General features: G+C 70.7%; 11 protein-coding genes and 2 tRNA genes. 7 read left to right on the top strand and 6 right to left on the bottom strand.

Annotation, left to right across the window (positions count from 1 at the left end; genetic code table 11):
• Positions 1–214 precede the first annotated feature (214 nt).
• A complete protein-coding gene (locus tag IPH07_32815; protein ID MBK6922219.1) occupies positions 215–1,834 on the top strand; it encodes a hypothetical protein in 1,620 nt (539 codons plus the stop codon).
• 7 nt (positions 1,835–1,841) lie between these two features.
• Here IPH07_32815 and IPH07_32810 read toward each other — a convergent pair whose 3' ends face one another.
• The gene (locus IPH07_32810) at positions 1,842–5,099 is read right to left on the bottom strand and encodes a protein kinase (protein ID MBK6922218.1); all 3,258 of its coding nucleotides are present in this window, start codon (positions 5,097–5,099) and stop codon (positions 1,842–1,844) included.
• Between the two features lie 412 nt (positions 5,100–5,511).
• Between IPH07_32810 and IPH07_32805 the strand changes: the two genes are divergently transcribed.
• A tRNA-Gln gene (locus IPH07_32805) sits at positions 5,512–5,588 on the top strand.
• Here IPH07_32805 and IPH07_32800 read toward each other — a convergent pair.
• Positions 5,527–5,621 (bottom strand) — tRNA-Arg (locus IPH07_32800). The genes IPH07_32805 and IPH07_32800 overlap by 62 nt on opposite strands.
• 118 nt (positions 5,622–5,739) lie before the next feature.
• On the opposite strand from IPH07_32800, the gene IPH07_32795 reads away from it, so the two are divergent.
• Complete coding sequence (locus IPH07_32795; GenBank protein ID MBK6922217.1) at positions 5,740–6,687, top strand: ribose-phosphate pyrophosphokinase; 948 nt, start codon at positions 5,740–5,742, stop codon at positions 6,685–6,687.
• 40 nt (positions 6,688–6,727) lie between these two features.
• On the opposite strand, the gene IPH07_32790 is transcribed toward IPH07_32795, so the two are convergent.
• The 3 genes from IPH07_32790 to IPH07_32780 form a co-directional block, all read right to left on the bottom strand.
• A complete protein-coding gene (locus IPH07_32790) occupies positions 6,728–7,318 on the bottom strand; it encodes a hypothetical protein (GenBank protein ID MBK6922216.1) in 591 nt (196 codons plus the stop codon).
• Positions 7,312–7,614, bottom strand: coding sequence for a hypothetical protein (locus tag IPH07_32785; GenBank protein MBK6922215.1), 303 nt, complete (start codon positions 7,612–7,614; stop codon positions 7,312–7,314). Before IPH07_32785 ends, IPH07_32790 begins: the two co-directional genes overlap by 7 nt.
• A gap of 100 nt (positions 7,615–7,714) precedes the next feature.
• Positions 7,715–11,878 carry a hypothetical protein gene (locus IPH07_32780; protein ID MBK6922214.1) on the bottom strand — a complete coding sequence of 1,388 codons (4,164 nt, stop codon included), beginning with the start codon at positions 11,876–11,878 and terminating at the stop codon, positions 7,715–7,717.
• Positions 11,879–12,081: 203 nt separating this feature from the next.
• Here IPH07_32780 and IPH07_32775 point away from each other — a divergent pair, with 203 nt between their 5' ends.
• Together IPH07_32775 and IPH07_32770 are read left to right on the top strand one after the other, a co-directional pair.
• Positions 12,082–13,179 (top strand): hypothetical protein, encoded by a 1,098-nt coding sequence (locus tag IPH07_32775; GenBank protein MBK6922213.1) that lies wholly within the window; start codon positions 12,082–12,084, stop codon positions 13,177–13,179.
• 62 nt (positions 13,180–13,241) lie between these two features.
• The gene (locus IPH07_32770; protein MBK6922212.1) at positions 13,242–14,789 is read left to right on the top strand and encodes a 1-acyl-sn-glycerol-3-phosphate acyltransferase; all 1,548 of its coding nucleotides are present in this window, start codon (positions 13,242–13,244) and stop codon (positions 14,787–14,789) included.
• A 12-nt stretch (positions 14,790–14,801) separates the two neighbouring features.
• Here IPH07_32770 and IPH07_32765 read toward each other — a convergent pair whose 3' ends face one another.
• Entirely contained in the window at positions 14,802–16,412 is a 1,611-nt protein-coding gene (locus IPH07_32765; protein MBK6922211.1) for a hypothetical protein, read from the bottom strand.
• A 291-nt stretch (positions 16,413–16,703) separates the two neighbouring features.
• Between IPH07_32765 and IPH07_32760 the strand changes: the two genes are divergently transcribed.
• A complete protein-coding gene (locus IPH07_32760; protein ID MBK6922210.1) occupies positions 16,704–19,133 on the top strand; it encodes a hypothetical protein in 2,430 nt (809 codons plus the stop codon).
• Positions 19,130–20,251 carry a hypothetical protein gene (locus IPH07_32755; protein ID MBK6922209.1) on the top strand — a complete coding sequence of 374 codons (1,122 nt, stop codon included), beginning with the start codon at positions 19,130–19,132 and terminating at the stop codon, positions 20,249–20,251. The genes IPH07_32760 and IPH07_32755 overlap by 4 nt, the downstream gene beginning before the upstream one ends.
• Positions 20,252–20,271 lie beyond the last annotated feature (20 nt).

The raw sequence follows: 20,271 nt of genomic DNA, 5'->3' as shown, positions 1-20,271 counted from the left end.
GGCTGGCTGCGCACCGGCGGCCCGATCCCGAGGGCCCCGAGGTCACCGACGCGTCCGAGTCGGTCATGCGGCCGGGAGGGTTCTCACGGCTGCACCGCGCGAGCGCGTGAAACCTGCACGCGTGCGCGCGTAGGGCCGGCCGTTTGAGCCGATTGCGCGGCGATACGCGACTGCACGCCTCGATGGGGCCGCGACGTGCGGCAACGTGATGACCATGCGCCGAACCGTCGTGACCCCCCGTGCACTCCGCCGTGCTCCGTTGTTCGCACTCGCGCTGGCGGCCGCGTGGCACCGCGAGGCCGCGGCGGCCGTGGTGCCCGCGGACCCTTCGAACTACCAGGCGTTGCTGGGCACGCTGCAGCCCGGCGACACCCTGCAGCTGGCGGCGGGCACGTACACGCGGCTGACGATCGACGGCCTGCACGGCACCGCCGACGCGCCCATCGTCATCAGCGGGCCCGAGTCCGGCGAGCCCGCGGTGGTGGTGGGGGAGTCGTGCTGCAACACGGTGCAGATCTACGACGCCTCGTTCGTGACGGTGCGGAACCTGACGATCGACGTCATGGGCCTCGCGGTCGATGCGGTCAACGCCAAGGACACGCCGTCGCACGACATCGTGATCGAGCACAACGTGATGCAGGGCTTCCCGACCGGCGAGCAGCAGATCGTCGGGGTCAACACCAAGGTCACGGTGTGGAACTGGATCGTCCGTGACAACCGCATCGTCGAGCCGGGCACCGGGCTCTACCTCGGCGGCTCCGAGGGCGACACGCCGTTCGTGGCCGGCATCATCGAGCGCAACGTCGTCGTCTCGCCGGTCGGCTACTGCATGCAGATCAAGCACCAGAACGACTACGCGCTGCTGCCCGACATGCCCGAGGGGCCACACGAGAGCATCATCCGCCACAACATCTTCATCAAGGACGACCGCGAGAGCCCCGACGGAGATCGCCCGAACCTGCTGATCGGTGGCTTTCCCGACGCCGGACCTGGCAGCGAAGACGTCTACCACGTCTACGGCAACCTCCTCTTCCACAATCCGCGCGAGGCCTTGATGCAGGCCACCGGTCGCTTCGCGATCCACGACAACCTCTTCATCGACGGCGCCGCAGGCTTCCCCGCGCTGGCCGTGACGTCGCACCAGGGCAAGTCGGTCGTGCTCGCGCACGTCTACAACAACACCGTGTACGCCGCGGGTACCGGCATCTCGTTCTCGCAGATGGCCACGCAGGACGACGCCGTGGTCGGCAACCTCGTGTTCGCGGGCTCACCGATCTCCGGCACCATCGTCGACGCGCGCGACAACCTCGAGCTCGCGGTCGCCGACGCCGCGGCGTACGTCGCCGAACCGGCGACCATGCTCGGCGCGATGGACTTCTATCCGCTGCCCGGCGCGGTCGAGGGCGCGGCGCTCGACCTGTCGAAGTTCGCGGCGCAGCCCGAGTACGACCGCGACTACAACGGCACCGACAAGGGCGGGTTCGGATTCCGTGGCGCCTACGCTGGTGCCGGTGAGGATCCGTGCGGCCCGCTCGACGACGTGATCGACGCGTGTGGCTCGGGTGGCGGCGGTGACACGGGTGGTAGCGAAGGCGGCGGCGACGATGGCGGCTCGGGCGGTGCCGACGGCAGCGGTTCGGGTGGTGACGGCGGCACCGTCGATGGCGGCGGCACGGGTGGCGGCGACACCGGCACCGGCGACGGCGGTGGCACCGAAGCCGGCGCCAGCGATGCCGGCGCGGGCGGCTGCGGCTGTGCTGCCGGTGCACCCGCGCCGACCGACGGCGCGTGGCTGGTGCCGGCGTGGTGGCTACGACGACGACGACGACGATGACGTCGAGCTACGTGCCCGGACCGGTGCCCGGACCGGTGCCTGGCCCGGTGCCCTGCGCGGGGCGTCGCAGCATCGCGATGGCTCGCTCGGCGTGCTCGATGCCGGCCGCCCACTGCAGGCCCCTCGCCAGCCGCAGGGCTTCTTCGCAGCAGCGGTGCGCCTCCGCCAGGCGTCCCCGCGCGGCGCGGGCCCGGGCGCGCTCGATGAGCAGCTCGGCGGTGGTCAAGCGATCACCGAAGTGTCGTGCCTCCTCGATGGCGCGACCGAGGTGCTGCTCGGCCAGCGCGAGCTGCTTGAGGTCGCGGAGGATCCACGCCATCTGGGCGTGCCCACGCAGCAGGCCCAGGCGATCGCCCATGCGCTCGGCCTGGTGCAGCGCGTGCTCGCACCACTTGCGCGCGTCGCTGTGCTGACCCGCGGCGCGGTAGGCCTCGCTCAGCTCGAACAGGTACAGCCACAGGCTCACGTCGATCTCGGCGCGGGGTCCCTCGCCGAGGGTCGCGAGGTCGAGCCCCTCGGAGAGCTCGCGGATCGCCCGCTGGACGTCCTTGCGCGCCAGGTACACCCGGCCGAGGTCGCGGTACACGTCCAGCATCGCCGCGCGATCGCCCAGTGCGATGGTCGGCGCCAGCGCGCGCTGCAGCGTCGCGGTCGCGTCGTCGTAGCGGCCGCGACGGCGCTGCTGCTTGCCCAGCGCCGCGAGGATGCGTGGCTCGGCGTCGGTGCCGGCGTTGCGCTTGAGCAGGTCGTCGAGCAGGGAGACGGCCTTGTCGATCACCTGCGGCGCGCGCATGACCCGGCAGCTGCGCAGTGCGATCTCCAGCTCGAGTCCGCGGCGCTCGGTGGCGTCGGTGACCTTGCTGCACAGCGCCAACGCGGCCTGCAGGAACTCGGCGGCGGTGGTGTCGTCGAAGCTGGCCTCGGCCTTCTTCGCGGCCTCGAGCAGCGCACGTGGGGCCTCGCGCGAGGCCGAGCGCACCAGGTGCAGCGCCCGCAGGTTGACGAGTCGCTTGGCCAGGCGCGAATGGTTCGCCGCCAGCGCGTGCAGGCTCTGGCGCCGCGATTCCGTCATTGCCTGGTACACGACCTCGCGCAGCACGCGATGGGCGAAGGCTCGCTCGCCGGCGCCGATCACCAGCAGCAGCCCCTTCACGTGCAGCTGCATCAGGCTGTCGTCGAACGCGACGCCGGGCTCGCCGCGGTCGCGCTCGTGGAGCTCCGCGAGCTCCGACTCGGGGAAGCGCTCGCCCAGCACTGCAGCGATCTCGAGCAGTCGGACGAGCGGGGTCTCGAGCTGGTCGATGCGCGCGCGCACCAACGCCACCTCGTCGGCCTGGCGCGGCGCGAGCAGGCCCTGCGCCAGCAGTCGCAGGTGCAGCTCGAGCCGCAGCGGCGTCAGCGGGGCCACGCGCGCGAGCTCGCCGGGCAGCTGCGAGTTGGGCTTCACATCCAGCGTCGCCTGGCGGCCGACCCGCTCGACCGCCTCGGGTGGCAGCGGCTCGAGCTGTTCGATGACGCCGCCGAGCCACTCGGTGCGCGGGTCACCGCTGGTCGCGACCACCTGCACGCAGGCGCTGCTCGGCGCGGCCGCGAGGCGCCGCAGGATCTCGCGCGAGGCGTTGTCGAAGGTGTCGACGTCGTCGAACACCAGCAGCAGCGGCTGGCCGCGCCCGCCCGACAGCAGCGCCTGCACGGCGCTCGCCGAGCACTCGCGACGTCGCACGGGGTACTCGAGATCGCTGGCCGGACCGTCGAGGCCGAACAGCTCGGCGAGGCCCGGCAGCTCCTCGAAGCCGAGACCCGAGAGGTTGGCGACGCGACCGAGATCGCGGGTGGTGCAGGCCAGCGGATCGAGCTCGAGCAGCTGCGCCACCATCACGCGGATCGGCCACATCGGCGTGCGTGCGCCGGTCGGGTCGGCACCGACGTAGTGCGCACGCCAGCCCATCGATTCCGCGAGCGAGGCGATCTCGTCGGCCATGCGGGTCTTGCCCACGCCCGGCGGACCGGTGAGCACGCGCAGGCGAACGCCCGGGCTCGGGCGCGACAGCATCACGCGGGAGCGCTCGAACGCCTGCTCACGGCCGACCAATGGCAGCGGGAACGAGCGCACCACGACCTCGGCCGTGATCTCGCCGGTGCGCGCGATCGACATGCCCGAGCCGCGGGTCGACGCGCGACGGCGCATGCGGTCGGGGTTGCGGGTCGGCGCCGACGAGCCGCACTGCGGGCAGAAGCGATGGTCGGCCCGCATCTCGCCGCCGCAACGCTCGCAGCGCAGCGCAGCCACGGCCGGCTTGGGTGAGTTGGTGGCGGCGAGCAGCTCCTCGCGGAACTCGAGTGCCGATGCGTAGCGCTGGGCCGGGTCCTTCCGCATCGCGCGCAGGCACACCGTCTCGAGGGGATCGGGCTCGGTGCCCAGCAGCACCGACGGTGGGATCGGCTCCTCGTGCAGGTGCTTGTGAAGGATCTCGACCGCCGAGTTGCTCTCGAACGGCGGCCGCCCGGTCAGCATCTGGTAGAGGATCACGCCCACGGAGTAGAGGTCGGAGCGCGCGTCGAGCTTCTGCCCGCGGGCCTGCTCGGGCGACATGTACTCCGGCGTGCCGCAGACCATGCCGGCGGTCGTCAGCTTCGGCGCCGGCGCGCCGGTGTCCATCAGCTTCGCGATGCCGAAGTCGAGCACGACCGCGAGCTCGCCGTGGGTGCGCAGCTGCTGCACGAGGATGTTCTCGGGCTTGAGGTCGCGGTGCAGGATGCCGAGCCCGTGCGCCTCGCTGAGCGCCGCGAGGATCTGCAGGGTGAGATCGACCATGCGTTCGCGCGCGAGCGGGAACTGCTCGGAGATCAGCCGCTCGAGCGTGATCCCCTTGATGAACTCCATCACGATGTACGTGATGCCCTCGGGGGTCCGGCCGTAGTCGACGATCGAGACGCAGTTCGGGTGGTTCAGGCTCGCTGCGTTGTGGGCCTCGCTGGCGAAGCGCTGGTGGCTCGCCTCGTCGTTCATCAGGTGCGGTGCGAGGATCTTGACCGCGAAGGCCTTGCCGAGCGGCACCTGCTTGGCCTTGTACACGCGGCCCATCGCGCCCTCGCCGATGAGCTGCTCGATGGCGTACTTGCCCTCGAGCTCGACGCCGACGTAGGGATCGCCCTCGGCGGCCGCAACCATCGAGATGTCGCCGCCACAGTTGACGCAGTACTTCGTGTCCGAGCTCGCACGAGCCGAGCACGTCGGACAGATCTTGTAGGCTGCGGACAGCACCGTCTTCGCGCGAGAGGCGAGGCATCATCCCACGTCGCGGGCGGTCTTGTCCCCACGTCGTTTCGGACCAAGACGAGTCACCTCTCGGAAGGCGGCCCGTCGTGGGGCGGCGGCCGGGTTGGCGACCGGATGGGTGACCGGATTGGCTGCCGGAGAGGTCGCTCGCCTGCCGCCGGAGTCGTTGCGCGTTGGGCCGCGGGAGTGGCAACCTGGCAGACGGGGTAGGTCGCTGGCCGCGTCGTGTGGCTGCTTGGGACATCGCACGTCCCACCCACGCCGCTTCGGGGGCCCCGCACGCGCGATGCGCGATCGCACCGCATTGACAAGCTCGCCGCCGGGGGATTAGAAGACCCCGCGCCCGTTTTCGGCGACGACAGCCGCGCGTAGGACGAGCGCCTTGTTGCAGACCCGATGGGGCGTCGGCAAGTGGTTCAAGCCAGCGGGTTTTGATCCCGCCATTCGTAGGTTCGAATCCTACCGCCCCAACCACGTTCCCCGCCGCGCGGGACCACGGCGACGCGGGACCACGGCGACGCGGGACCACGGCGACGCCGGAGCGCGCTCACGGGCCGAGGGCGAAGCTACGGTCGCGCGCGTGGGTGAAAGTGGAGTACAGATCCTGCTCACCCCCGCGCTCGACGTGAACAAGACGCTCAGCATCTTCGGCGGAAACTCGAACCCCAAGCTCGTCGAGGATGTGGCGGCCTACGTCGGTGTGCCGGTCGGGCACGCTCGCGTCGAGCGCTTCTCCGACGGCGAGATCTTCGTCGAGATCGGCGAGAACGTTCGCAACGTCAACTGCTTCATCGTGCAGTCGACCTGCTCGCCGCCGAACGACAACTTGATGGAGATGCTGATCATGATCGACGCGCTCAAGCGCGCGAGCGCGGGCAGCATCGTCGCGATCATGCCGTACTTCGGCTACGCCCGGCAGGACCGCAAGGTCAAGCCACGCACGCCGATCTCGGCCAAGCTGGTGGCCGACCTGCTGTCGGCGGCCGGGGCCTCGCGGGTGCTGTCGGTCGACCTCCACGCCGGCCAGATCCAGGGCTTCTTCAACATCCCGTTCGACCATCTGTTCGGATCGCCGGTGTTGATCGAGAAGCTCGAGCGCGAGGGCCTTCGCGGCGACGACACCGTGGTCGTCTCGCCCGACGCCGGCGGCGTCGAGCGGGCGCGGATCTACTCGAAGGCGCTGGGCTGCGGCCTGGCGATCATCGACAAGCGCCGCGATCGACCGAACGTCAGCCAGGTCTTGAACCTCATCGGCGATGTCCGCAACAAGCGCGCGATCCTGGTGGACGACATGATCGACACCGCCGGCACGCTGTGCAACGCGGCCAACGCCGTGCGGGATCACGGCGCGACCGAGGTCTACGCGGTGGCCAGCCACGGCGTCTTCAGCGGCCCGGCGATCGAGCGCATCAACAACTCTGTGCTGACCAAGGTCTGGGTGACCGACACGATCCCCCAGACCGTCCGCATGGAGGCGTGCTCGCGGCTCGAGGTGCTCGGACTGGGGCGCCTGTTGGGGGAGGCGATCAAGCGCATCCACCACGGCGACTCGATCTCGAGCCTGTTCAGCTAGTCAGCTCGCAGGCCGGCCTGCGCGGTGCGTCGGACGCCGTTCAGGCGTCGTCGACGTCGTCGGCCTCGCCGCGGATGACGAGGTCGGCCTCGTGGCCGCAGATGGTGCCGCTGGTCGCGACCCCGAGCGCTGCGAAGTTCTCGAACACCACGGCCTTGGCGCGCAGCTCGGCGTCGACGATGCAGCTACCCTCGACGCGTCCGTCGAGCTGGAGGCTGCCATCGTAGTCCATCACGATGCCGGCCGCGATGTGATCGTCGTCGGCACCGTCGTCATCGACGTCGACGTCGACGTCCAGCGACACCACCAGCGTGAGGTCACCGTTGATGATGACGTCGTCGTCGACGCAGGCATCGAAGCTGGTGTCGAGCTGGACATCGTCCTCGGCGTTGGAGGTGCCGACGATGCGCATCTCACCGCCGCCGCTGCACGCGACCACGATCTCGCCCTCCTGTCCGGCGGGGACCTGGGAGGTGAAGGCGCCGTGACCCGCTGCTGCGGCCTCGTTGGTGGCGGTCCAGCCGATCTGGGCGTCGCGCATGTCGACCTGCTCGCGATCGTCGTCGGATCCGCAGGCGATCACGGCGAGCAACGGGAGCGTCGAGGCGAAGCGTCGTGTATGGGTCAGCATGGTGTTGGTCCTTTGCAGTTGGTGTTGCAGTTGGTGATCCAACCGAGCCGCGCTGGAAGGGTGGTGGAGTTCGTGTCGCCCACGGCGAGCTCGACGTCGACCCCACCTTCGAAGGACTCGTTCGATGCGCTGGCGGCGATTGCTTCGACCGCGTAGGGGTCGTCGTCGTCGCTGCCGGTCTCGTCGCATGCGATCAGCAACGCCGCGAGTGCGAAGCGAAGTCGTGACCAGACAGGACCGCGGTTGGTCATGGTGCCCGCCACGGCTGCAAGCACGCCGCCGCACGCACGGAGCACGAATTGCCAAGGATTCTGAAGCGCTTGGCGAAGTCACGCGCGCGTGGGCCCGCAGGCCCGTGCGCGCGCGCGCACCCGGGCCGCGGTGTCGCGATCGCCGTTAGCGCGTCGGCGTCGCGGGCTTGGGCTCGTCGGGGGTCGCCGCCGCGGGGCCGATGTTGCCGGGCTCGACGGTGACCTCGAAGTTGCGGCCGTCGAACGCGATCACGACGCGATCGTACGCGACCATGCGGCCGTGATCGGCACCGGCGTGTCGCACCACGATCGGCACCTTCGCGCCGCTGGTCTGCAGCGCGAACAGTCCGGTGTCGCCGGCTGCGAGCGCATCGACCTGCACGTCGTCCTCGCGTGCGAGCACGAGCCTCGCGTCGAGATCATGCCAGGTCAGCAGCGTCCACGTGGTCGGGGCGTCGAACAGCTGCAGGCGCCGCAGCTCGGCGGCGATGCTGGCCTTGGGCGTGCCGGTATCCGCCATCATGCGTGCCAGGTAGGCCGCGGCGTGCAGCCGTGCAAAGCGACGGGGGTCGTCGGCGCCGGGGCGCCCCTCGTCGGCGGCGAGCTTGCGGAGGATCCGCAGGGCCTCGTCGATGCGGCCGGTGCCCGCGGCCGCGCGCGCGAGTCGGATTGCGACCGCGGCGTCGTCGGGCACCAGCTGCGCGAGGTCGTCGTACTGCTCGTAGGCGCCGTCGAACCAGCCATGCCGCAGGAAGATGTCGCCGAGCAGCCGGCGGTTGTCGATCGACTCGGGGTCGAACTCGACGATCTCCGACAACACCCGCTGTGCGTCGTCGACCTGTCCGGCATCGACGAGGAGCTCGCCGAGGGTCTGTGCCAGCGCGGGTGTGAACCACCCCTGCTCCCGCAGCTTGCGGCCGCGCGCGATGGCCTCGTCGCGCTGACCGTTCGCGGCCAGCACGGTGAGCATGCGGCGCTCGCCCTCGGGGTCGCCGGGGGCGCGGGACAGCGCGGCACGCAGCAGCGTCAGGCGCTCGGCGTGGCTGGTGGCGAGCCGCAGCCTGCGGTCCATGGCCGGCCAGTCGATCGCGACGCCGGACATCGCCGCGTTGACGGCGGCGACCAGCGCCGGGTCGATCATGCGACGCAGCAGCGCACGCGCGAGGTAGTTGCGGGCGTCGGCGTCGCCCTCGAAGTGCGACAGCAGCAACGACACGTCGTGCTCCGAGCCAGCCCGCGCGGCGATCATCGTCAGCAGCGTGCGTTGATCCTTCCACCCCGGCAGCTCGCAGGTGGCGGCGGTGGCCTCGTACAGCTCGAGCGCCGCGCTCACGTCGCTCGTGAGCGCCAGTCGCCGCTGCCACAACACCTTGCGCTGCGCGAGATCTTGCGCGGCGGCGTCGCTGCACGCCTCGCTGCGGTGACGCGCGATCGAGGAACGCACGGCCTCGACCTTGCGGGTCTCCGCGAGGTCGCGGGGCTCGTCGTCGTCGACTGCCTTGGCGGGCGCGGGCCGGACCGTCGCGGGCGTGGTGCCGGTCGGCCGGCCGCCGGGGACACCACCCGGCACCGCGCCCGGCGGTTCGTCGCCGGTGCCGTCCTTTTCGGCAGCTCGACTGTCGGCGAGCTTCGCCGCGGGCGCGTCCGCGGCCGGTGCGACCTCCTCGGCGGCGAGCTCGGTTTGCGCGGGCTCGGGCGTGGTCGGGCCCGGGCTGCCCGGCACCGGCGGTGGCGGAGCCGAGGCCGCGACGGGCGACGGCGCGTCGTCGTTCTTCGAGGCGCCCGCGGATTCTCGCTTCGCGTCGCAGCCCAGCGGTGCCGTCATGGCGCCGACGAAGCCCTGCAGCAGACCTGCGCCGCGGGTGCTCGGCCCGTCGCCGTGCACGATGCTCGCGTCGGCGACGAGTCGGACGCCACCGAAGCGTCGGTTGCGACGCTGCACGCCCATCTGCGCGTACGCGGCCTCGCTGTCGAGCGCGAGGTACGAGGTGAAGGGGCTGAGCAGCCCGTACTCGAGCCCGAGCGAGAGGATCTGTCCGCGTACCGCATCGAGTCCGCGGCTGTCCGTGCGCAGGTGATCGATGTGCGCGGCGGCCCAGAGCTTGGGCACCGCCTGCACGATCGTGCCGGTGTCGTTGGTGACGTCGTAGGACTTGTCGAACGCCTCGCCGGCGAGGCGACCGGTCACGCGGATCGACTTGGGGAGGTCGTGGTGCGTGCGAGCGAGCAGCACCAGCTCCTGGCCCCGCGCGAGCTTGCCGTTGGTGTTGGTGAAGACGTCGTCGAGGCCCTCGCCGAGCTCGATCACGAGGTCGGTGAGGATCGGGGTCTTGAGCGCGCCCGACAGCTCGAGCGCACGCGCGACCGCGAGCTCGTTGCTCTCGACCCGCAGGCTCTGCCCGCCGCCGACTTCGGCAAGGCGATCGAGCACCGGGGCGTCGATCTGTCGTCCGACGCCGATGGTGAACAGCCGCGCGCGCGAGCCCGCCATCGTCCGTCGCACGCGATCGATGAGTGCCTCGCCGCGGCGCTCGCCGCTGGTCGCGAGGCCGTCGCCGATGTAGACGATCGCGGGCTGTTCGAGCCCGTGCACCCGCTCGAGCGCGGCATCGAAGATCGCGCCGAGGTCGGTTGCGCCGCCGGTCGCGTGTCGAGCCAGGCGTTCGAGCGCGGTGTCGATGGCCTCGTCGGTGGCCTCGCTCATGCCCTCGTCGGGGAACAGCACCTCGGCCTGGAGATCGGCCGACATCACCGCGAAACGATCACCGGCGCTCAGGCTGCGCAGCAGGGCCTCGGCCGCGGCGACGCGCGCGAGGTACTCGGAGCTGTCGCCGGCGGCGGAGGTGTCGACCACCACCACGACCTCGCCGGGCGGCACCGCGGCGTGGGCGAGGTCGAGATCGGGGGCCCAGCGCAGCATCGCGTAGCGACCCTGGTCGCCGCCGGGATCGAGCAACGCCAGGCGCATCGTGTCGAACTCGACGCCGGGCTTGCGCGAGAGCTCGAGCTGGAAGTCGGCGCGCGGCTGGTAGCCACTGCGACGCATGGTCACGCGCGCACCGTCGCCTTCGACGCGCGCCTCGCCGAGCGTCGAGACCTCGTACCGCTTGGCCAGCTCGCCGAGCTCGACCTGGAGCGCGAACTCTTCGATGGTCGGGCTGTGCTTGCCGGGTGGGCCGGCCAGCGGATATGCGTAGCGGAGCTTGCCCTCGGACTCGCGGAGCAGCTGTTGGTAGCGCACGACGATGCGGCGGGTGCCGAGCGCGGGCACCGGGAAGATGCGTGCGCGCACCGTGTGCTCGTCGATCCACTCGAGTAGCGCGGGGTCGTTGTCACGCTGCACCGCGGCCTCGTACTTGCGTGCGGCGTCGTGGCGCTCGACGATCTCGCCCTCGACCAGCTGACCGTTGGTCTCGAGCGCGAAGCCGACCAGCTGCGCCCCCTCGGGGATCGTGAACCAGTACCAGCCTTCGACCGGGCGATTGCTGGGGTTGAAGAAGCGCTGGTCCACCAGGGTCTCCGCCAGTGCGTCGACGAGCGCGACCTTCACGGTCTGCCGTTGGATCGACAGTGGCAGCGCCGGCGCGCCCGCTGCGGCTTGGCGATCCACGGCGAACAGCGCCCCTTGCCCGACCGACTGCGTGCGCCCGAGCGCCGAGCGATCGCCCATGCCGCCGGTCCAGTCCTCCCAGAACGCGACCGGGGCGACCTGCGGCGCGCCGGCGTCGTCGATGCTGGCGCGCTCACCCGCTGCTATCTCGCGTCGCCCGCCGGTGGCCGTGACGACGGCGGTGCCCGACGCGACGTAGATCTCCCGCGCGCCGTCTTGCAACTGCAGGCTCGCGCCGCCCTCGGCGAGCGTCAGCGTCGCGTCGCCGAGCGCGTGCACGGTGGCATCCTCGCCGCGATCGAGCGGTGGTGCATCGATCCACACGCGGCCCTTCACGATCGTGACGCCACGTCCGATCACGACCTCGGTTTGCTCGTCGAGGAAGGCACGCGTGCCGTCGGACAGCCGCACCAACGCGCGCGCACCTTCACCGGTGCGCAGCCGAGCATCCTGGCCGAGCGGGGTCTTCGACAGCAGTCGCTCGCCGGGGCCATCGCCCGCGACCAGCAGCACCTCGCCGGCGGCCAGTTCGAGCTCGGCGTCGATGCGCGCGGCCGTGACCGGTACCGGCACGTGCCAGGGCTTCCACACGAACAGCGCGACACCGCCGGCGAGCAGGGTGGTGGCGCCGAGTACCACCAGCGCGCGGCGCAGAAGACTTCGTGGGCGAGGCGCGACGAGGGTACCCGATGGGTGCATGCGACTTGGCTCCGGTCTCGCTTGTACGCGTGGCTGCGGCGACAGGTCTGTCGCCGGCCCCGCGCGTCGGCGATCATGACGCTTTCGTGGTCATCGGCCCACGCAATCCGGCGACGCGGGCGTGTCCGCACCCGAACGTCGATCGATCACCCGTGCTCGCGCAGGGCCGCCGAGGATCGCGTGCCCGGTGGGCGCCCCTCACCGTGACAGCTGCGCTGGGTTTGGGCATCCTGACCAAGATGCGGCGCACGGTGTCGATCGCGTTGGGCATGCTGTGTGGCTGCGGCCAGCCGGACGCGCTCGGTGACAGCGGTGACACCACCGCCGCGACCGGCTCGTCGGGCGCGACCGGCCACGACGGCAGCACGTCCGCGGTGACGACGACGTCGTCGTCACCCACGGGCAGCGACGCAGGTCCCGGCACGAGCGGTGAGGCGGGCTCGAGCGGGGCGCAGGACAGCACCGGTGGCGACTTCGTGCTCGAGGTGCACACCGAGCTCACCGATCAGGGCCGGCTCGCACTGCGTTGCAACCTGCCGCCCGCGCTGGCGCAGTGCCAGGCGATCGCTGGCGCCCCGTGTGACGACCTCGACGACGACGGTGTCGTCGATGCATGGGAGGATGCCGTCATCGATCGGCTGCGACCGCTGCGGCGATTCGACGAGGCCGAGCCGCTGCTCACCGACGACGCCGCGACGATCGGCGACGTCGGTCGGGTGGTCGCCGTCGGCGATCACCACCGCCTGTTCGTGATGCTCGGGTACAGCGAGGACTACGGCAGCTGTTCGTTCACCGCCCACAGCGGCGACTCCGAGCGCGTCGTGCTCGATCTGGCGCCGTGGCCCGACGGCGGAGCCGGCGGCGTGGTCATGGCTGGGGCGTACACCGCCGCGCACGAGAACACCGTCAGCGATCACGGTCGCAGCTTCGTCGACGCCGAGCTCGATCAGCTGGTGTTCGATGCGAGCGGTCGCTCGGCCGAGCCGCGCTGGGTGGTGTTCCCCTCGCAGTCGAAGCACGCCACCTACGCGACCATCGCGATCTGCGAGGGCATCTCGGTGGTGCCCTGCATCGACGAGGACTGTGGCCCCGATGGGGTCGACGATGCGGCCGCCTTCGATGCGTTGCCGCCGTACGTCAACGCTGGCGAGGAGGCGATGCCGCTGGTCGGCGATCTGGCGGCGGTGGGCTTCCCCGGCGACGACGCGTGGGCCATGCAGGACTTCTGCGGCGGCCAGGCCCCGGGCAGCTGCTCGGCGCCGGTGCGCGACAAGCTGCTGGACGATCCGTTCGCGGGCTGAACCACCGTCGGTCGTGACCCCGATCGCGCGCGCACGCGGCGAATCTGCGACGATCACGGCGGGTGAGCACTCCCCCGAGCACCACCGACGACCGCGCGCCGCTGCTGTATCGGGCGATCGTCGCATTGCTGCGCGTCGCCGTGTGGGCGTTCTTCCGCCGCGTCGAGGTGATCGGACGCCGACAGATTCCTGCGGGCGGCTGCGGGCTGGTGGTCTCGTGGCACCCCAACGGGCTGGTCGATCCCGGCTTGGTGCTCACGCAGTTCCCCCGGCAGATCGTATTCGGTGCGCGGCATGGCCTGTTCGGCTATCCGCTGCTCGGCTTCGTGCTGCGCCGCTTGGGCACCGTGCCGATCTACCGCGCGATGGATGCCGGACGTCGCGGCGGTGAGCTCGACGCCGCCGCGGCGAAGGCCGCCCGCGAGGCCGCGCGACGCGATGCCAACCGTCGTAGCCTCGATGCGCTGGCCGCCGCGATCGCGGCGGGCTCGTACGCGGCACTGTTCCCCGAGGGCATCAGCCACGACGCGCCACACCTCACCGAGATCAAGTCCGGCTTCGCGCGGCTGTACTACCGCGCGCGCCAGCTGCGGGCCGCCGCGGGTGCTTCGCCGCCGGTGATCGTGCCGGTCGGGCTCCACTACGATCGCAAGCAGATGTTCCGGTCCAACGCGCTGGTGGCGTTCCACGCCCCGCTCGAGCTACCGCCGGAGCTCGACGTCACGCCCGCGGTCGACGAGGATCCCGAGGCCGACAAGCAGCGTGTGCGCGCGTTGACGGCACTGGTGGAGTCGACGTTGCGCGAGGTCGTGCACGCGACCGATGACTGGGCGCTGCACGATCTCATGCAGCGTACGCGAAGGATGGTGCGAGCCGAGCGGGCCGCGCTCGCCGATGCCGATCCCGGCCGCACCACCATCGAGGAGCGCGTGCTGGGCTTCGCACGGGTGCGTGCGGGCTACTATGCGCTCGAGCAATCGCACCCCGAGCAGGTCGCAGCGCTGCGGCGGCGGGTCGAGGAGTACGACGCCGATCTGCGCGCGCTGCAGCTCGAGGACTACGATCTCGATCGCGGGCCGTCGCTGCTGTCGCCGTGGCTGGCGATCCTGCTGGTGCTGCAGGCGATCGGCGTGTTCCTGCTGCTGCCGCCGCTCATCGTCGTGGGCTATGCGGTGAACCTACCGACCGCGCTGCTGCTCCGGGGCATCGCCAGGCTCGGCGCCAAGCTCGAGAAGGACGAGGCCACCATCAAGCTGCTGGTGGGGTTGGTGTTGTTCCCGGCGACGTGGGTCGCCGCGGGCTTCGGCGCCGCGATGGTGCACGAGCAGCTGCACGCGATGTACCCGGCGCTGCCGCGCACGCCGGCGCTGGCCGGCGTCACGCTCGCGCTGTTGGCCGCGCTCGGTGGCGCAATCGCAGTGCGCTACCTCCGGGTCGCCCGCGAGGTCGGGCGTGCGGTGCGGGTGCGGCTCACGCGATCGCGACGATGGATAGCCGTGCAGCGGCTCCGCATCGAGCGGCGACGGCTGTGCGAGGACATCCTCGCGCTCGCGCAGGGCCTCGAGCTGCCCGGCAGCGTTGCCGACGACGGGCGCGTGCTGCCGGGGTAGCCGACCTCGTCGCTACAGCGACGACAGTGCGTCGTTGATCGCTCGCAGCGCGACGTCGAGGCCGTCGCGCACCGATGCCGCCTGTCGGCTGGCGTCGCCATCGAGGTTGATGACATCGCTGGTGCTGGTCGACAGCGTGCGGGCGGTGGTGATCGCTTGCGAGACCGCGGTGCGGAACGAGTTCGTCAGCGTATAGGTGCGCTCGCGCATCCGCGTGAGCTGCGTGGTGTCGGTGGTGCTGCTGCTCGTGCCGGTCGCGGTCGAGTTGGACTCCTCGAGGGCGCGGTGCTGGGTGAACTGGCTGCTGAGCTGTGACTTCATCGTCGTCGTCACCTCGCCCGTGATCTTCCCCAGCAGTAGCTCCTCGAGCGCACCCGTCTCGCCCCCCACGGTGACGGCGGTGTCGTTGCCGTACTGCATGCCGTGGGTGCTGCTCGAGCCGGTCGTGGTGCGCGTGCCGATGGTGTCGAGCCGCGACTGCGCGTTGGTCAGCGCGCGGCTCCACGCCTCGCTGGTGGCGGTGCGGTACGCGTCGCTGATGGTCGTGCTGATCTCGCGGGACACGGTGTCGGTCTGGCTCAGGGTCGTCGCGGTCGTCACACCGACGGTGCGCTGGGTCGAGCGGGTGCCGCCGATGACGTCGAGGATGTTGGCGCGATCCCACTCGGTCTTGCGTGCCGTCACGATGTTGCGCAGCCAGGTCAGGCCGTCGCGGTGGTTGCCCATGCCCACGCGCCAGTGCTGCAGGTGATCGGCGATCGCACCGCTCCAGTCACCGAAGCTGCGCGTCAGCGCCCACGCGGCCGGGAAGCCCAGCAGGTCCTGGTGGAGCGCGACGTCGACGTTGCTGCGAATGCCGCTGGCGTCGGCCTCGGACGAACCGCTGACCATCTGGTTGAAGTGATGCACGGTGCCGGACTCGGTCGGGCCGTGGCCCCGGAGGTGCCGCATGTAGAACGCCAACAGCTGCTGGTCGGCGTTCTCGTAGACCAGCGCGCGGATGGTGTTGGAGAACGACTCGAAGCCCGCGGTCGGCGCTCCCGCCGACGTGGTCGGACCGCCGGTGGCCTTCTGCCCGGCCATGAACGCCAGCATGTTCGCGCTCGGCACCCACGAGTTGCCGGTGTCGAACGCGCTGGCCTCGATGCGGATGCTCTGCATGAACCACCGCAGGATCGTGAGGAAGCCGCGGCCGGCCGCCGGCGGCCAGGTGACGAACCACTGCGCGCCACTGCTCGGGCGATCGACGACGACGACCCGCGCCGACGGGTTCGGCATGCGGATGCGGAGCAGGCCGAGCCAGCCGCCGCAGTGCCGCGGCGAGTTCTTCACGACGTCGAGCGTGTCGTCGTACATCGCCGGCACCACCTGGCCGGTCGACGAGTTGGGCCGCCAACCTTGGACCATGATGTTGGAGCGGTGCTCCGCGATCGCCGTCAGGACCTCCAGCACCTTGACCGTGCTCGCGCCGCTGAACTTCGCGAAGTGACCGCGGGGATCGTCGGCCCAGGTGTGGGCGAAGTCGAGTTGGTCGAACAGATCGGCGGCGAACCAGAAGTTGAAGGGCTCGTCGGCGCCCCGCTGGTTGGGGCGTCTCCACTCGACGTTCATCAAGTCCACCATGGCGTGCTCCTGTTCGTGCGCGCGGCAGCGTTGCGCGATTGGCTCGCAGGATACCCGCGCCGTGTTGCGTCCACCAGCGATGACGCAGCGTCACGGCGAACGGTGGTCCGTCGCACCGATGCCGAAACCGTGGGGTGGCCGTTCGATCACGTCGACGCAACGGGCCGGTGTCCGACCGGCGTTCGCCCGTGGATCTCCGCGACGCGAGTGGGTGTGCGGAGCCGTTCACGCTTGCGGAGTCGACCCCGCGGCGTGCTACGTTCGCCTGCGAATTTCGAGGAGCACCCGCGCATGCTGTCACTCGACGAACCACTCAGCCTGCAGGGGCTGAGCATCTTCCGCGACTTCAACGATCGCTCGCTCTTCTACTACCTCCCGGAGTCACCGCAGCTGACGGTGACCGCGGGCGAGCCGATGTTCTCGTTGCTGGTGTATCGCCGCAACGCGGGCGCCGAAGGCCCGTTGGGAGGTGGCTTCCTCGCGATGACCTGCGACTTGAAGGTCAGCGAAGGCAAGCTCGAGACGGTGCGGGGCGAGCTGTCGCGCCGCTTCGGCGTCGATGCACGACTGAGCACGCTACCGGTCGAGTCGGGCACCGTGCGCGTGAGCCTGCTCGATGCAACCTCGTCCGACGAGGCGCGCACCGGCGGCTTCGTCGAGCGCACGATCGCCGCCGGCACGCCGAGCCTCTATGGTGACGAGCGCGCGGTGTTCTCGAGCACGCTCTCCCAGGACGGCGCGGTGCTGATGGCCGCGGCGCTGCGCAACGGCGGTGCGACCCCGGTGGTGCTGGTCTACGAGCTCACGTACACCGGCCTGCTGCCGGCCTACGAGTGCAAGATCAAGATCCACTTCGATCAGACCTACGACTACCTGCGTCAGCGCGCGACCTTCTCGAGCTTGCTGCTGCAGGCCGACGTCGACACCGAGATGGAGGAGCTCGTCAAGCGCGGTGCGATCGAGATCACCGAGATCAACTATCACACCGACGACGCCGGCGAGCGCGAGAACCGGCGCCAGGCGCTGATCCAGCTCGCGAAGGATCTCGCGACGTGGAGCTTCTTCAGCCCCGGCCTGCGACCGGGCCAGGTGCTGCCGCAGAACCAGCGCGACCTGTTCGCGCCGCCGCCGAACTTCCAGCAGCTGCAGCAGCGCAACCAGCAGGCCGTCAGCGGTGCGATGACCGGCAACGCGCCCACGCCCACCGGCGATCCGCCGACGCAGGCCGGTGGCGACGGTCGTGCGGTGCGCCCGTCGGGCACCGCCACGTCGGCGCAGACCGATCCGCCGCGCACGCAGGCCGACGTGCCGCCGCCGGCCGGAGACACCGCGCTGTCGGCGTGGGAGCGCGCCGGTCGACCGCACGCCACCTGGCAGCTGAAGAACATCCAGCAGCGCGAGCGACAGGACATCGTGTTCGACCTCAAGCAGGTCAGCGCCGCGCAGCGCACGATCTCGCCGCAGGGCCAGATCCGCATGCTCGCGACCGCTGCCCAGCTCGAGCGACGCATCCAAGAGGTCTCGCTCGACATCGACTTCTTCAAGAAGATCCAGGGCACCGTCACGACCACGGCCCCACTGGCGCAGCTGGGCATCTCCTCGATGAACGTCGAGCTGCGCTACGGCTGGAAGGGCACCCAGTTCCCCAAGGAGCACGCCGAGGTCAAGCTCGCGGCGACCGACGCCAACGGCACCTTCGACTGGTGGCTCGACGAGCGCGGTACGCAGGAGATCGAGTATCGCGTCACGCTCAACCACGTGCCCGAGGCGGCGATCGGCGCAGCCGCGGCCGACGAGGTCTCGCCGTGGATCAAGACCACCTCGCGCAACCTCGACATCGACCCGCGCGAGGTCTCGAGCGTGATGGCGATCCAGGTCGAGGCCGGCGCGATCGACTGGGCGCTGGTCAAGCAGGTCCAGGCCAACGTCATCTACAAGGACCCGGGCGCGCGGATCGACGCCAGCCGCATGGTCAAGCTCGAGCAAGGCGCGCCGTCGCAGACGGTGCTCGTGCGACCGGGCACCGAGCAGACCGTGAAGGTCGAGGCCACCTTCGTGTTCGCCGATGGCGGCACGCAGACGGTGCCGCTCGAGCGCCGCGGTAGCGGCATCGTGCTGGTCAACCAGCCCGCCGACACCACCAAGAGCGTGACGGTCATCCTCGCCGACCCGCTGTCGCGCTACGAGAAGGTCACGCTGCAGTTCGGCCAGCCCGGCGGCGACACCGACCGCGCGATCGAGCTGCAGGGCGATCTCTCCAAGGCCACGTGGGCCTTCCGTCCGCCGCCGAGCGGTAACCGCGAGTTCCGCTATCGGGTGACGTACTTCGTCGGCGGGGCCGTGCGCGAGCAGGCGTGGATCACCACGACCGCCGATCAGCTGGTCGTGGGTGACAGCGCCGACGGCATCCTCTCGGTCAGCGTCACGTTCCTGTCCGACCTGCAGGCGGCGAACATGAAGGCGCTGCGGCTGACGCTCAAGTACCCCGGCGCGCCCGAGTGGGCCGACCCCGACCTCGAGAAGGTGTTCGTCGCGCGCGATGCCGCGGCGATGGCGAATCCGCTGGTGTGGCGGGTGCCGATGCGCAAGCGCACCGAGACCGGGTACCAGTACTCGCTGCAGTGGATCCGCAATGACAACACCCACCTCGACATCGGCCCGGTCCAGTCGAGCGCCGAAACGCTGTTGATCGATCCCCTCTCGCCGGAGGCTGCGCTGTGAGTCAGCTCGTCAATCAACTCGCGCCGCACATGCGCGCGTTCTTCCAAGCGTTCTTCCAGGGCAATCAAGGCAGCGGCGGGAGCCCGGCCGACGGTCCGTCCGCAGGACCGGACGCGTCGCTCGAGGCACTACGCGAACGGGTCGGGGCGGAGCTCGAGATCACCGTCGGTCGCTACCGCCGGTACAACGGGCCAGGCAGCCTGATCGGCAATCATCTCTTCCTGCCGAGCAACGCGATCCACGTCGAGCGCGAGCTGGTGTACTTCGCCGGCCAAGCGCCGCGGTACACCTTCTATCAAGCGTCGGACAGCGTGGCCGCGCAGGCCCAGCCGGCCACGCCGCCCGCCGGCGGCACGCCGCCTGCTGGTGGCACGCCGCCCGCCGGTGGCACGCCGCCCACGCCCGCGCCGGTGCTGCAGAGCCTGCCGCCGTACCAGTACACGCTGGTGCGGGTCGACGAGCGCGTCGATCCGCTGACCGACGACGCCAGCGAGATGACGCGGTTGTTCCGGGGCCTCGACGCGCCGGTCGCCGGCGCCGCGCCGCCGGCGACTCCGCGCGCGCAGCAGTGGAGTCAGGCGATCATCGCCCTGCGCGAGCGCGAGCCCAATGCGTTCTCGACCCCGCTCGAGACGCTCGCGAACGTGCCCAGTGGCGTCCCAGCGACCGATCTCGCCGAGTACAAGCGCATCATGTACCAGCTCGGCACGTACCTCGCCGACGGTCGCGGCACGTACTACCCCAAGCGCAACCAATCGGTGATGGGCGAGGGCGGCCTGCCGATCGAGTTCCCCGAGGGCACGACGATCGAGTACCGCCGCCTCAACACCCGCGAGGTCGCTCTCGAGGTCGGGCAGGTCTACTGCATGGCCAACATGCCCGACGGCTGGGGCAGCGGTGTCGATCGCCAGGTCGGCAGCTACCGCGAGATCATCTTCAAGCTCGAGCGCGCGGCCGAGGGTGGCACGCTACTGGTGCCGATCAGCTGGTCGACCCGCACGATCGCGTGGAACGGCGCGCCGCCCCGCGACTTCTACGACTTCTGCTTCTTCATCTGCGAGGTCACCGGCGACCCCGAGCCCGAGGTCGTGCCCGACGATCCCGCCGCGCCCGGCTGACGGCTCGCGCCCGGCCGACG

The sequence above is a fragment of the Deltaproteobacteria bacterium genome, assembly GCA_016709225.1.
GTDB classification, from domain to species: Bacteria; Myxococcota_A; Polyangia; order Nannocystales; family Nannocystaceae; genus Xiheibacterium; species Xiheibacterium phototrophicum.
This window is presented reverse-complemented; position numbering and strand designations above follow the sequence as displayed.